The organism is Pseudoalteromonas sp. Scap03, assembly GCF_013393115.1.
Lineage (GTDB): Bacteria > Pseudomonadota > Gammaproteobacteria > Enterobacterales > Alteromonadaceae > Pseudoalteromonas.
Genome location: NZ_VDEU01000001.1, coordinates 2,719,778 through 2,734,391, shown reverse-complemented (window position 1 = coordinate 2,734,391; position 14,614 = coordinate 2,719,778). Strand labels below are relative to the sequence as shown.

General features: G+C 40.2%; 10 protein-coding genes and 1 pseudogene. 5 read left to right on the top strand and 6 right to left on the bottom strand.

Annotation, left to right across the window (positions count from 1 at the left end):
- Nucleotides 1–258: 258 nt before the first annotated feature.
- Both FHG08_RS12485 and FHG08_RS12480 read right to left on the bottom strand, forming a co-directional pair.
- Nucleotides 259–2,814, bottom strand: a complete 2,556-nt coding sequence (locus FHG08_RS12485) for a TonB-dependent siderophore receptor (protein ID WP_178956180.1) — start codon at nt 2,812–2,814, stop codon at nt 259–261.
- 192 nt (nt 2,815–3,006) lie between these two features.
- Complete coding sequence (locus FHG08_RS12480) at nt 3,007–3,318, bottom strand: DUF962 domain-containing protein (protein WP_178956179.1); 312 nt, start codon at nt 3,316–3,318, stop codon at nt 3,007–3,009.
- A gap of 153 nt (nt 3,319–3,471) precedes the next feature.
- On the opposite strand from FHG08_RS12480, the gene FHG08_RS12475 reads away from it, so the two are divergent.
- Nucleotides 3,472–5,628 carry a prolyl oligopeptidase family protein gene (locus FHG08_RS12475; RefSeq protein WP_178956178.1) on the top strand — a complete coding sequence of 719 codons (2,157 nt, stop codon included), beginning with the start codon at nt 3,472–3,474 and terminating at the stop codon, nt 5,626–5,628.
- An 85-nt stretch (nt 5,629–5,713) separates the two neighbouring features.
- Here the strand turns inward: FHG08_RS12475 and FHG08_RS12470 are convergent, their stop codons facing one another.
- Nucleotides 5,714–7,006 carry an anti-phage deoxyguanosine triphosphatase gene (locus tag FHG08_RS12470; RefSeq protein ID WP_178956177.1) on the bottom strand — a complete coding sequence of 431 codons (1,293 nt, stop codon included), beginning with the start codon at nt 7,004–7,006 and terminating at the stop codon, nt 5,714–5,716.
- Between the two features lie 181 nt (nt 7,007–7,187).
- Between FHG08_RS12470 and FHG08_RS12465 the strand changes: the two genes are divergently transcribed.
- On the top strand, nt 7,188–7,997 hold the full coding sequence (locus FHG08_RS12465) for a glucosaminidase domain-containing protein (protein ID WP_138609487.1): 810 nt from the start codon (nt 7,188–7,190) through the stop codon (nt 7,995–7,997).
- Nucleotides 7,990–8,649, top strand: a complete 660-nt coding sequence (locus tag FHG08_RS12460) for a DUF2987 domain-containing protein (RefSeq protein WP_256729707.1) — start codon at nt 7,990–7,992, stop codon at nt 8,647–8,649. Before FHG08_RS12465 ends, FHG08_RS12460 begins: the two co-directional genes overlap by 8 nt.
- A 62-nt stretch (nt 8,650–8,711) precedes the next feature.
- Here the strand turns inward: FHG08_RS12460 and FHG08_RS12455 are convergent, their stop codons facing one another.
- The gene (locus FHG08_RS12455) at nt 8,712–9,890 is read right to left on the bottom strand and encodes a GGDEF domain-containing protein (RefSeq protein WP_178956176.1); all 1,179 of its coding nucleotides are present in this window, start codon (nt 9,888–9,890) and stop codon (nt 8,712–8,714) included.
- Nucleotides 9,891–10,024: 134 nt separating this feature from the next.
- Complete coding sequence (locus FHG08_RS12450; RefSeq protein ID WP_178956175.1) at nt 10,025–10,915, bottom strand: TIGR01777 family oxidoreductase; 891 nt, start codon at nt 10,913–10,915, stop codon at nt 10,025–10,027.
- A gap of 433 nt (nt 10,916–11,348) precedes the next feature.
- Here FHG08_RS12450 and FHG08_RS12445 point away from each other — a divergent pair, with 433 nt between their 5' ends.
- The gene (locus tag FHG08_RS12445; protein WP_010390257.1) at nt 11,349–12,392 is read left to right on the top strand and encodes an AI-2E family transporter; all 1,044 of its coding nucleotides are present in this window, start codon (nt 11,349–11,351) and stop codon (nt 12,390–12,392) included.
- A 42-nt stretch (nt 12,393–12,434) separates the two neighbouring features.
- Here FHG08_RS12445 and FHG08_RS12440 read toward each other — a convergent pair.
- Nucleotides 12,435–13,518, bottom strand: a pseudogene (locus FHG08_RS12440) (flavin monoamine oxidase family protein).
- A gap of 786 nt (nt 13,519–14,304) precedes the next feature.
- Between FHG08_RS12440 and FHG08_RS12435 the strand changes: the two are divergent.
- Nucleotides 14,305–14,601, top strand: a complete 297-nt coding sequence (locus FHG08_RS12435; RefSeq protein ID WP_178956174.1) for a hypothetical protein — start codon at nt 14,305–14,307, stop codon at nt 14,599–14,601.
- The last annotated feature ends 13 nt before the right edge of the window (nt 14,602–14,614 follow it).

The window sequence follows — 14,614 nt, the reverse complement described above, 5'->3', positions numbered from 1 at the left end:
CGAGGTTTGTAACCTAGTGGGCTAAGTAAAAACCGAGCAACAAAGAGTAAATCGTCCCTAGGCAGAACCCTTCGGGCAGCGCCTGTTTGGCATTGATGCTGCGTTATCGCCTATTTATGGGGAATAACCACACCACATAGGCTCTGCCTTGCCTAAATACCAAACAGACTGCTGCAAATTTAACCTTGAAAGATCAACAGACCCTAATCTATTAAAAAGCCACACTATTTAGTGTGGCTTTTTGGTTTAAGCTACAGCTTAAAATTTCATTTCAATTTTGCCGTATACATAACGGCCATTAAAACCAAATGGTGAAAAGCCCGAGTACGAGAACAAGCGAGAGAAAGTGGTTACATCGCTCACCAGCTCTCGAGTTGGATCTGGGTATACATCAAACACATTATTAGCGCCTAAGCTCAGAGTAAGGTTATTATTAAGTGCATAGGCAACATCTAAATCGGTGATCCATTTAGGTTCTAACACTTCGTTACGCTCTGGATTTTCAGACGGGTCTTGTGTTTCACCATAACGAGTACTGCGAAGTGTGGTGCGCCATTCGTTAAGTGTCCATGTTGCGCTAAGGTTGTATTTATTGCGCGGCGTGCTCACTTCAAAACGACGTAGCTCGTTACCCGAGAACAAATTATCTTGCTCAACCCCGACACTTTGTAATTGTGCTGGTGGGTCAATAATGTCGGTGACTTGGTTTTTACCGTAGTTGTAACCTAAATTAAACGCTACATCACCGTAATTGTCGGTGATTAAATTATAAGAAGCGACGACGTCAACGCCACGGGTTTTGCTATCGATCGCGTTTAAGAAAAATCGCCCTTGGTTAGCGCCTGTGCCCTCAAGTAAGCTTGCAACGCCTGCGCCTGATAGGTTATTTGATAACACAATACGGTCATCAATTAATATTTGGTAGTAATCCACCGATAAGCTGAAGTTGAAGTCGGTTGACCACGTAAAGCCTACCCCATAGTTAGTAGCTTCTTCTGCGTCTAAACCCGGTGAACCCAATGCAACGGCAACATCGCTGCTTGGCGCAAAGGTACCTGTCTGTGTTGGTTCGCCATCCACAAATACAGTCGCTACCGAGGTAAAGTATTGCTGTTGTAGAGATGGTGCTCTAAACCCAGTTGATACAGAGCCACGCAGTGCTAAGTCTTCTGTAAGTGTATAGCGAGTGGCAATTTTACCATTAAGCGTGTCGCCAAAATCAGAGTAGTCTTCGTAACGGGCGGCTACGGCAACATTCCAGTTATCTGTAATAAAGGCTTCTAAGTCAACGTAAAGGCTAACATTGTGGCGGCTGTTATCACCCGCAGATTCAGGTGTGAACCCCGGGAACACTTGTGAACCTGCAGAGCCGAATGGGCCATTAACCGGATCGGTCACGGCACCACCTGGGCCAAAATTACCACGCGCATAAGAGGCTTCTTCACCTGCTTGAATTTCATACCCTTCGCGGCGATACTCAGCGCCCACTGCCACGTTAATTCCGCTGGCTAAAAAGTCAGCATCAATCTCACGGCTAAAATCAAGATTAATAGTCAGCTGATCGTAAGTTAGCGTGCCGGCATCAAAACTGGTTTGGCTACTTGGCCCATATGAAGTGTTTAAACTATTAATAACACCAAAGTTAAAGGCATCTTGGCCATATACAGCAGAAGCATCGTAGTTCCATTCATTAGCAAAGCCTTTCACTCCTAAAGCCAATGAAAAGTCATCAATGTCTGAGGTGATCACCGGCAAAAAGCCATCAGGGTATATTTCTGTAACGTTACGGCTGTCTTGGGCGCGACGATAAAAACCACCGCCTTCGCCTTCACGCTTGCTGTAAGAGCCAAACGAGTAGAGCTCAGCATCGTTAGTTAGCTGATAACCTGCGTTGTAAAACAGCGCAAAGTCTTCAACAGTGCCGTTACCAAAGTTATGGTTGTAACGATCCCATGTGAATTCGCGTGGGTCGAGAGAGCCATCAGGTAAACGAGCGTAGTTTTCGCGTTGGTCGTAATCAGAGCGGTTGGTAGAGCTGCGATCGCGATATTCACTAGAAATACTCAAAAAGCCGTTATCGCCTAATTCAAACCCCATATTACCTTGCAGAGTTAAGGTTTGGCCGTCGGTAAGCGAGCGGTCGCTGCCCTCAGTAAAAGCTAAGTCACCATTTGCGTCCTCAGAAACCGATTGTAACTGCGCGACACCGTCCATATCGGTAATATTTGCACCATATACGGCACCCAAACTACCGCCACTGCTATTGCTTTTAAGGACGATATTAATCACCCCGGCAATAGCGTCTGAGCCATATTGAGCTGCGGCGCCGTCGCGTAATACTTCAATACGTTCAATCGCGTTTGCAGGTATGGCGTTTAAATCAACCGATGACGAGCCTCGACCCGTTGAGCCGTTTAAATTAAGTAGCGCGTTACTGTGGCGACGTTTACCATTTACGAGCACTAGGGTGTGATCAGGGGCTAAGCCACGCAGTTGAGCGGGGCGTACATGATCGCTGCCATCGGTAATTGATGGTTGGGGGAAATTAAAACTTGGTAATAACGTACTTAATAGTGCATTGGTTTCTGTTTGCCCCGAACTTTTTAAGGCATCATTACTAATAATATCAATAGGAACAGGGCTATCTTCAACTGTGCGGCCTAGTCGGCGAGAGCCAATTACACTAATTTGTTCAATGTTTTCTTGCGCCTGAGTCTCTTGCTCAGCAGCGTTAGCCGTCCATGAGCCTACAAGTGCAGCGGCGATACTTAAAGTGATGGTCTTTTTTGCTGTAAATAGCGGTGTAATTTGCATAACTAATTTCCCTCATTCGATGCTCTTCAGGTGGTTTCAATATAGTGTTTGTTAGAATAATGAACTAATTGAAATTACTGTTGCCAAATTAGACTATTTTTATAATCGAGGTCAATTGAATTACATTCAATCTACAATTTATTTACAGCAAGTAAGGTGAGGTGTTTATAATACCGAGGCGTAAGTAGCCATTTACCATTTAATTCTGCCAATCAACATATCTTTAAACATGACCCAATCACCCAATAAACTGTAAAACGGGTGCTTAAATGTGGCGGGGCGGTTTTTTTCAAAAAAGAAATGCCCAACCCATGCAAAGCCATAACCAATCACCGGTAATAACCATAACAATACGAATTGCGAGCTAATAAGCGCATAGCCGACTAGTAACAACACTAAACTACTGCCAATAAAATGCAGTCTGCGACAGGTTTTATTCCGATGCTCTTTTAAATAGAAAGGGTAAAAGCGTTTAAAGCTAGAAAAGGATTTAGTTTCTGTCATTACTCAACCTGCGAGTGCTTAAAAGTCGTTCGTTTATTTAAGCGCAATTTAGCGTAGGTTAACAGCGATAAATGACGTTTACCGCATCTCAATAGACAAAAGCAGTAAAAGTTAATAGGTTAGGTTCACTATAGATAAAATAATGATAAAGCAATGCTTAAAAAAACACTGACCTGTGCGGTTGTAATCGCACTTGCGGGTTGTTCACAACCTGCAGAAAACACCACTCAAAATGAAGTAAAAACAGCTATGAAAGCAGTTAACTCACTAGATTACCCTGAAACTAAAAAAGGCACTGTGGTTGACACTTACTTTGGTGAAACCGTGGCTGATCCGTATCGCTGGTTAGAAGATGATATGAGTGATGAAACGGCTCAATGGGTTAAAACTCAAAACAAGCTTACCTTTTCGTATTTAGAGCAAGTGCCTTACAGAGACACACTCAAACAGCGCCTTGAAAAACTCATGAACTACGAAAAAATCAGCGCCCCGTTTACTGAAGGTGATTATACTTATTTTTATAAAAATGATGGCCTGCAAAACCAGTACGTTTTATACCGCAGCAAAGACGGCGGTGAAGCTGAAGTGTTCTTAGATCCTAATACTTTTAGTGAAGATGGCACCACTTCAATGTCGGGTTTATCATTTTCAGAAGATGGTTCATTGTTAGCGTACCAAATTTCAGAAGGTGGTAGTGATTGGCGTAAAATCATTGTTATAGACACTGAAACCAAAGAGCAGGTAGAACAAGCACTAGTTGATGTTAAATTTAGTGGCGTTAGCTGGCTAGCAAATGACGGTTTTTACTATTCAAGCTACGATAAGCCAGAGGGCAGTGAGCTTTCTGCAAAAACTGATCAACATAAAGTGTATTACCATAAGTTAGGCCAAGATCAAGGCGAAGATACTTTAGTATTTGGCGATACAGCAGAACAAAAACACCGCTATGTGGGCGCTAAAGCAACCAAAGATGGTCGTTACTTGTTTATTAGTGCCAGCGTATCGACCTCTGGTAATAAGTTATTTATTAAAGATTTAACCAAGCCAGATAGCGAATTTGTGACCGTAGTGGGTAATACCGACTCTGATACCAGCGTAATTGATAACGAAGGCAGCAAGCTATTTTTGGTTACTAACTTAAATGCACCAAATAAAAAAGTAGTGACGGTTGATGCAAGCAATCCAGAGCCTGAAAATTGGCAAGATTTTATCCCAGAGACTGAAAATGTACTTAATGTAACGCTTGGCGGAAATACGTTTTTTGCCAACTACATGGTTGATGCTATTTCAAAAGTGAAGCAGTACAACAATAAAGGCGAATTGATCCGCGAAATTAGCTTACCAGGTGTTGGTACAGCGAGTGGTTTTGGCGGTAAAAAAGAGCAAACTACGCTCTATTACTCGTTTACTAACTACAAAACGCCAGGCACGACTTACAGCTTTGACGCGCAAAGCGGTGAGTCAAAAGTATACCGTAAGTCAGGGATAGATTTTAATAGCGATAACTATACCTCTGAGCAAGTATTTTATACCTCTAAAGATGGCACTAAAGTACCGATGATTATCACTTATAAAAGTGATATTAAATTAGATGGCAGCAACCCAACTATTTTATATGGCTATGGTGGCTTTAATATAAGCTTAACACCTCGCTTTAGCCCTACAACAGCGGCTTGGCTTGAGCAAGGCGGCGTATACGCAGTTGCTAATATTCGTGGTGGTGGTGAATACGGTAAAGAGTGGCATAAAGCAGGTACACAATTGCAAAAGCAAAACGTATTTGACGACTTTATTGCTGCAGCTGAATACTTACAAGATAAAAAATACACCTCTAAAAAACGCTTAGCACTGCGTGGTGGTTCAAACGGTGGGTTATTAGTGGGTGCTGTAATGACTCAGCGACCTGACTTGTTTCAAGTTGCGTTACCTGCGGTAGGCGTATTGGATATGCTTCGTTATCATACATTTACAGCTGGCGCTGGTTGGGCATACGATTACGGTACTAGCGACCAAAGTAAAGAAATGTTTGATTACTTAAAAGGTTACTCGCCAATTCATAACGTAAAAGCAGGGGTTGAATATCCGGCGACTATGATCACTACAGGCGATCATGATGACCGCGTTGTACCGTCGCATTCATTCAAATTTGCAGCTGAACTTCAAGCGAATCAAGCAGGTACTAACCCAACGCTTATCCGTATTGAAACCAATGCAGGCCATGGTGCAGGTACACCAACCAGTAAAATTATTGACCTTTATGCCGACATGTACGGTTTTACGCTTTACAACATGGGTATTAAATCACTGTAGTGTGATTTTATAAACTAACGAAAAGCCGAGTTACGTGTGTGACTCGGCTTTTTATGTTGACTAACCTGAGTTCAGATTAGCTAACTTATTGTATAGGAGAGAACAACCGTTGATAGGTTTTATAAGCGTATTCGTCGCTCATACCGCTTAAATAGTCACAAATAATACGCATGCCTTGATTATGTTTCTCAGCTTCAAGGTACAGTGCTTGCGTGGTTTCGGGTAATAAGCGCAGCGGATCACTGGCAAACGCAGTAAATAATTCTATGAGTAGATTTTGCCCTTTAAATTCTATTTGCTGCATTTGCGGGTCGCGTATTAAACGCTGAAATACAAAGTGTTTGAGGATCTGTAGCACATTTTCGTATTGCTGATCTAATTTTGCGGTGTGCTTTAAAATAGGGCACTCAAATTCATCGTTTTGGGTATCTAAATGAATATGAATAATAAAGGTATTCACCAGTTCGCCTATGGCGTCTTTTCGCTCATGTTCATACTTTGAAAATAACCGCTTGGAGAGTGACTCCAGCAAAGTGTTTAACCAGTCATAGTCAAGTGCTTGTAAATGCGGCAATGCATGGGTTAGCCAATCGTCTAAACTAAGAACATCGGTAGCTATTGCATCCTCAAGATCGTGAACGGCATAAGCAATGTCATCAGCCAGTTCCATAATGGCACTGTCGAGTGATTTATAACGGGTTTTAGCGCGGTAAGCATCTGCGTGTTCTTGGCTAGATAATAACGCTTTATCACTTGCGCTAAGAGGCTCAATAATCCAATTAAATATCGCGGCATCGTCATTGTAAATACCTTTGGCTGGTCGCCAGTCATCGGCTTTTATAAACGCACGCTGTTTAGTTTCTTGTGGGATGTTATGCCAAAGGTTATCAATAAAAGCTGGGTACTTAATAAATCCTAACAAGGTGCGTCTAGTTAAGTTCATGCCGTAGCCGTTACTATAGGGCTCTAGCTTTGCCACAATGCGCAGTGTTTGTGCGTTACCCTCAAAACCACCATGATCACGCATCATATAGTTAAGTGCAATTTCGCCACCATGCCCAAACGGTGGATGACCTATATCGTGCGCTAAACATAGGGTTTCGAGCAATCCAGTAGATGGAAAATGTTCAAAGCTTGGATGTTGGGCCTTTAAATGGCGTAATATGCCGGTGCCTATTTGCGAGACTTCTAATGAATGGGTAAGGCGTGTACGGTAAAAGTCGTTTAAGCCAATACCCATTATTTGGGTTTTAGCTTGAAGACGCCTAAATGCAGCAGCATGAATGATTCGTGAGCGGTCTATTTGCCAAGGAGAGCGGTTATCGTTAGGGCGGTGCTTATATTGTTCAATTATTCTATTTTGCCACTGTTTATCCATGTCTCAACCTATCAATTCGTCTTCGGCTTTAGCACTTAGTATATTATAAATTGTAAGCAATAGGTGTATGAATTTTATTCGGTTGTTCAGTATTCGCGTTTATAAAGTGGCTTAGGTATAATGATGTTTCGTATGTATGTGACTACACCATACATAACTTAGAGTTAAATTGAGATAATACATGTTAAAAACTATTTTTCAGTTGTTGTTAGCCGCCGTTGTTATTTGGGCGTTGACCCTTCCGTTTATTGATGCTGATGAACTAGTATCAGACGAGCAAACCAGCACTAACGATATTAAAAAACAGAAGAAGAAAGAAAAACCATTGCACAACGTTAAGTTGCCAAAGTTCTCAGAATTCACTGATGTGAAAGAGAAAAAACATGCGTTTTTTAACTTTATTAAGCCTCATGTAGAAGCCGAAAACAAAAAGATTTTACAACAACGTGCAAACCTTGAAATTGCACGCATGATGATAGAGCACAGTGAACCGCTCAGTAAAAAACAAACGGGTGATATTAAAAAAATACTTAAGTCGTACGGATTATCTGAAACCTTAGATACCATTACTTTAAGCCAAGCACTGCGCCGCGTAGACATCATTCCTAAAGAAATGGCCTTAATGCAGGCAGCCAATGAGTCTGCATGGGGTACTTCGCGTTTTGCACGAATTGGCTTAAACTTTTTTGGCCAATGGTGCTACAAAAAAGGCTGTGGCATGGTGCCAAGAAGACGTAATAGTGAAGCCGAGCATGAAGTGGCTGCATTTAAATCGGTACGTGCAGCAGTAAGCTCTTATTTTAAAAATATTAATACCCACAATGCTTACAAAGAGTTACGTACTATACGCGAAGACTTACGCGCACAACAAAAACCTATTTTAGCGACTAAATTAACGTATGGTTTAATGTCTTACTCTGAACGTGGTGAAGCGTACATTGAAGAATTAAATACAATGATAAATCAAAACCGAGCGTACTTTAATGAATAAAATGGTATTAAAATTAGTTACAGCCAGCTTTTTTGCAATAGCCGCTAGTAGTGCGGTTGCTAAAGAGTTTGTAATGTCGTACGACGGTTTTTACGACCGTTTAAAAGTGGTAAACAAAGGGGACTTTCAGTACGCCCGCGTAAACTTTTATATTAGCGATATTGGTACTAACGAAGTATGTAGTATTAAGAGTGGTACTATTTTAACTGAAAAAAATGAGTACCCGCTTAATTATACCGACAAAGCGCAATTGCTATTACCGTTCGATAAACAGCTAGATACCGATAAAGCGGTGATTGTAGTTCAGCCAAAAAATCCGGTTCACGACTGTCAGTTAAAGTTACAAATAGAAGCTAATGAACTAGATGGACTGGCGTTATCAAAGCAATCGTTATTAGTTATTAATAATGAGCTTGAAGAGCTATTAACAGACCTATCTGGCTTTTTTGTTAGCAAACTAATGTGGTTTTTATTGCCTGAACAAAAAGGCGTGGTTGTTACCTTTAAAACTCCAAAGCAATTTGATGATGAGCTTATAACATGCGAAAAGTCAGTGTGTTATTTTGAAGTAACCGATAGCTGGGAAGATAACACAACCATATTAGCTGATATTAACGAGGTTGTTAAAGTAACGCCTTGGATCAGTAAGTAACCATAAAAATGGTAAACGTATAAAAGCGGCATCAACTATGATGTCGTTTTTTTATGACTAAATTAAATGATGGCAGAGGGGGCTTTTGCTAACAAGCTTTTTTCATCGTGGGTGACCACTCTATTTCGGCCTGTTTCTTTAGCAAGATAAAGCCGTTTATCGGCTTGCAACAACAGTTCTTGCATATTTAGTTCGCGCACTAACATGCTACTTACCCCAGCACTTACAGACAGTGCAATGCTATTACCATTAAAATAAAACGGGTATTCATTAATGCTACTACAAAGCTTTTGAGCTAACAGCCTAGCTTGCGCTAAGTTCTGTTGATTAAGAAAAATAGCAAACTCTTCTCCGCCAATCCGAGCAGTAACTCCAAGCTCAAAAAACAATTCGTTAATATGTTGTGCAATCCACTTTATCGCTTCATCGCCAGTTTCATGGCCGTATTGGTCGTTCACTTGTTTAAACAGGTCAATATCGAGCATGATCAACGATACTCTGCTGTTAAGAGGCGCGGTTTTAGTTATTTTTTTACATAAACGGAAAAATCCACGCCTGTTTAAAAGCTGTGTTAAAGGATCGTGATTCGCTAAATTTATTAGTTTAGACTCAGCATTAGCAAACTTAATAAACGGTAAAATTAGCGCAGTAGCGGTAGTTAAAAATAAATGCGTTACCAATAACAACTGTAATCCAAAAGCTAAGCTGGCTTGACTTATTTGGCTTGAATAGAGCAAAACAAGGAGTACAACTTGCAACAGCATCACCACACTGTGTATTGCAAAACAGGCAACGAGTAAGCGTTGTTGGACTACAGCAACACTTGGAGTTTTAATCATTAAATACGCAGCGTAGCTAAATAATACAGAAGCAATAATACTGGTAATAATTTGCCCTGCATCAATAAGGTACACTGCAAGTAAAAGCGTGCAGCACATGGCGCTTGCATAGTATAAAGGCGTTAATTTTATCGCGGGCGCTTGGCTTTGTGGTATTAACCCTAAAATAATGAGTAATGGGCTTAAAATAATAAAAACGTAAGCAAAAAAATGGGTTAATAATGGAAACTCAATAAAATCTCTTAAACCAATTAGTGCAATTGCGGTAATAAACGAGCAACAGGCGGTCGCAAAAAATAAATAGCAAGGTTGTTTTTTGTATCTATAAACAGAAAAAAAGAACACAGCAATAAACAAGTTAAGAATAAAACAGAGGCTAATTAATGTAGGTAAATGAAGCATGTTTAAGGGGCTCTTTTAGCTAATTGAAGGCGTTTATACAGCTATAAGTATTAGGTAGTAACACAAAAATAGCAAGAGGGTAAAAAGTATTAACTTTACCCCCTACTACAAACTTAACCCGTTAAGGCCAGTAGCTAGACTAAACTTTCTAATGCAGCGTCAATTTTAGTAAAGTGAAAACGATAGTTATGGTCTAATGCTTTTTTAGGTACCACATACTGGCCGGTAGTAAGTAAGTCGGCCATTTCACCCATTAATATATTAAGCACCCCAGCAGGCATAGGCATAAACGCAGGGCGAGATAATGCTTTTCCTAATGATTTACTAAACTGCTTGTTACTTACCGGCTCAGGGGCTGTAGCGTTGATAGCACCAGATATTTGTTTATTGCGAATTAAAAATAAAATGAGCTGAACCATATCATCTATATGGATCCACGACATACCTTGCTCACCATTGCCAATTGGACCACCTACGCAAAGCTTAAATGCTGGTAACATTTTACCAAGCGCGCCGCCTTTTTTAGCCAATACAATACCGGTACGTAATAAGCACACTCGAGTTTCGTCAGACTCAGCCTTTAAAGCTGCTTGCTCCCAATCTTTGCACAGTTGGTGGCTAAATTCATCATGAGGCTCTGTATTGTTTTCATCAACCAGAGTGTCGCCTTGTCGACCATAATAACCAATTGCACTGCCAGATATAAAAGTATGTGGCGGGGTATGGCACTGCTTAATAGCATCACTAATCGCTTGCGTAACAATGATTCGGCTATCGCGAATGACTGCTTTTTGTTTATTACTCCAACGTTTATTTACAATAGGTTCACCGGCTAAGTTAATAACCACGTCAACGGTATTAAAATCAACATCTTCAAGGCTATCAATAGCGTTAACCTGGTGCCCTAACAATACTTTTGCTTTGGTTGGGTTTCTGCTCAGTACAGTAACATCGTGGTGGTGCAACAAGAAAGGGCAAAGGTGCCTACCAATTAAGCCTGTGGCGCCAGTAAAAAATATATGCATTGCAACTCCGAAATTATAAAAAAAGCAGGATGTTTAAAATTTATACTCTCCAGCTCAACGATTTGCAAACTTATACGTACCAATAATTTTTATGATCACCTAGGGTCTGTTGGTCTTTGCGGATTAATATTTGTTCAAACTAGGGGCAATTTAATCGCGGCGGGAGGTTTGTAACCTAGTGGGCTAAGTCAAAACCGAGCAACAAAGAGTTAATTGCCCCTAGGCAGAACCCTTTGGGCAGCGCCTGTTTGGCATTAATGCTACGTTATCGCCTATTTATGGGGAACAACCACACCACATAGGCTCTGTCTTGCCTTAATACCAAAAAGACGGCTGCAAATCTAATCTTGAAAGTCCAACAGACCCTTAAACATTTCATTCTATTAGCTTTTGCCTTACACTAAAGCCAAATAACAGTAATAGGATAATAGTATTGGCAAGTTTAACTGGGGTAAATAAAAGCTTAATAATTTTTGCCGCTTTGGTCATTGTGCTGGCGGGTATTAAAGCCGCAAGCGCTATTGTTATTCCGTTTATTTTGGCAGCATTTATAGCCATAATTTGTAGCCCACTCATTAATTTTTTTGCTCGTTACCGTATTCCAAAAGGCATAGCGGTAGTGCTTGTGGTGCTTATTATTATGGGCTTAGGGGTTAGCTTAGGCGGTTTAGTAGGGCAGTCGGTTAACGATTTTTCAAAACAATTACCTGAATATAAAGCACAATTAAAAGAAGAATTTGTATGGTTGGTTGATGTAGCCTCACAATACAATATTTTAATTAATAAAGAACAAATTTTGTCTATGTTTGATCCTGGCAAAATGGTTGATGTTGCCACCAATATGCTAACGGGTTTAGGTAGCGTAATGGCCAATATGTTTTTAATTATTTTAACAGTTGTTTTTATGCTGTTTGAAGGGCCGATACTTGGCAAAAAAATTCATTTAGCACTGGACGATCCCGACAGCAAAATTAAGCAAATTGACCGTTTTTTAGACTCTATTAACTCTTATTTAGCCATTAAAACCTTAGTGAGTTTAGCTACCGGTGTAATTGCTGGTTTTTACCTGTGGATACTCGATGTTGATTATTTTGTACTATGGGGCGTATTGGCATTTATGCTTAATTACATTCCTAACATTGGTTCAATCATTGCGGCTGTGCCAGCACTGTTACTGGCGCTTATTACGCAAGGTCCATTAGTGGCAGGGCTCGTCGGCGCGGGTTATTTAACTATTAATACCGTTATGGGGAATATTGTAGAGCCAAAATACATGGGTAAAGGCCTCGGGCTTTCTACCTTGGTGGTGTTCTTATCATTAATATTTTGGGGCTGGTTATTAGGCTCTGTGGGTATGCTGCTATCAGTGCCGTTAACCATGATTGTAAAAATAGCACTTGAAGCCAGTGATGAAGGGCGTTGGTTAGCTACTATGCTTGGCACAGGTGAAGAAACCGTTATCAAATCAGAAGACTGATACCTTATAAAGGCGTGCCTACATTGCACGCCTTTTAAAAAGCTAAGGATTCATTAAATTAGCTAAGGCGCTATCTACAGCGTTTATAGCCCCCTCTAAATAGCCTGCCTCATGCTGTGCAAATTCACTCCCCACAAAATGCACTTTTAACTGTTTAAGCTGCTCGCTAAGCCCTGAAAAATTGAATTCAGGATGCTGCGATACACCTATTTGGTCATCTCTGTTGGCAACAAATTCATCCTCAGCCCAATCCTTTATAATGCAGCTTTTTCGCTGTATAGGCTTGCTCACCGTAAAAATAGCTGAGCTGATCAAGGCAAGCTTGGGTTAATTGTTCTCTGGTCACTTTACTGCGCTGCAAGTAAGGCACGCCAATAAAGCCAAACAGAGCAGGGTAAGAATGCTCACTGGCTGACGCATCATGAACTTCTACCAATGGGCCTACACGGCTAAAACATTGTCCCGATAAATTTCTATCTCGCCAAAAAGCGTGCTCAAAAGTGGCAATAAACTTTGCTTGGCCTGCCATCCACGTAGGCACCGACGCTAAACGCTGTGCTAAACCATTATCAGCCCATAAATGCGGGGTTAAATGTTGGCTGATCATTCTAGGCGGTAACGCCAATAGTAACTGATCGCAAGTATAGTGTTGCGTACTCCCTTGGTAATTAGCGCTTATATACCAGCCATCGGAGAGCGTTTTTACTTCGCTAACAGCGTGCTCTAATTTAACGGTGTTTGGCTCAAGCTGCTGATAAAGCAAATTGATAAGCTTGCTCATACCGTTTTGTATTCTAAATAACTGCATTTCGCCAGCCCCTGCAATTTGCTGTGCAGGGGCAGTATGCGATGCTTGATACAACACATCGCCTTGGGTGTATTGTTCAAACACGGGGATGTTTAAAGCAGCAACTAATTGTTGAATATTAGGCTGTTGCGGAAATATCCAGGTAGGGCCTAAATCGTGGCTAATGGTGTTACTAGTCGGTAAATAATGAGACGCAATTCTGCCACCTAAACTGGCTTTGGCCTCTAATAATAAAAACGGAATATCACGTTTTTTAAGGTTGTAAGCAGCATATAAGCCCGCTAAGCCACCACCAATAATAACCACAGGTTTACGCATTTTAAAATCACTTTAGCTAAGTCAATCTACTGGTAGGTAGTTTGTGGTTTTTATGCAAATTTGTCAAAACGTTTTATGGGCTAAGTGAGTAAGCTTTAATGTTCACTCATATTCAGGAAAATGAGCCAAGCGGAAACAGAGTGCTAATTAATTATGCTTTAAAATAATAAAAACTTAATGATAGTAATATGTTAGCTAATTTGTTAAAACTATACAATAAATTAGCTAAAGCTGCGCTGGCATAAATATACGCGAGTTACGGACTATCAAATTGTCAGTCATACTAAACAAAGGAAGGTTTATGAAGAAGGAAATCACAACAACATTTAACGCAGTAGCAACATTTGTGGCACTGCTAGTGATAACTGTGCACGAGTTAATCTATTATGAGCCATACTCCGAATCGAACACTATTTTCATTGATTTGTTCTTTGAATCTTCGTTGTTTAAATCACTGTTGTTATTTGTAATGCTTATAACAATGATGCTAGTTTTTGCAGAAATTTTTCGAAATATATGGAATCGATTATTTACCGATTTATTTAAATTTCGAGATATTAACTTAAATGAGGCGTATTCGATTATCTCCCTATTAACATTAGTACTTTTCAGTTGATGGCTAACAAAAGCTTTAAGCAGATAAAAATGAAAAGCACTTTTTTATCTTAAGCATGTATTACCAAGCATGGAAGTAGATTATGAAAAATAAGTTTATGGTTATTGTGCTTTTTTAAAAGATATAAGCGCTCTTATCCTGATTTATCGGCAGATATATTAACTTCTGAAATGAAAGAAGCTTCATTTAGAGCAAATAGAGACGTCGTTAAAACTTACAAAATTAGTAAGTATCTTTATGAAACGTATGGAGGCACAGTTATTTTCCAACAAGGAAACCCTCATGAACCTGTAGGTGCCTATCGTAAACTTCTAGAAGAGTATAAAGCCCAAGGGAATTTTAAAATTTATAACCCAAAATATGAAAAAGCTTTCTGGGCGTATTATTTGAGAAAACACCCAATGGTTATTCCAGAGGATAAAGTTGATTTTTCCAAACCATGGTGGGAAAAAGCACAGGTTGAGTAGTGCAATTCAAATA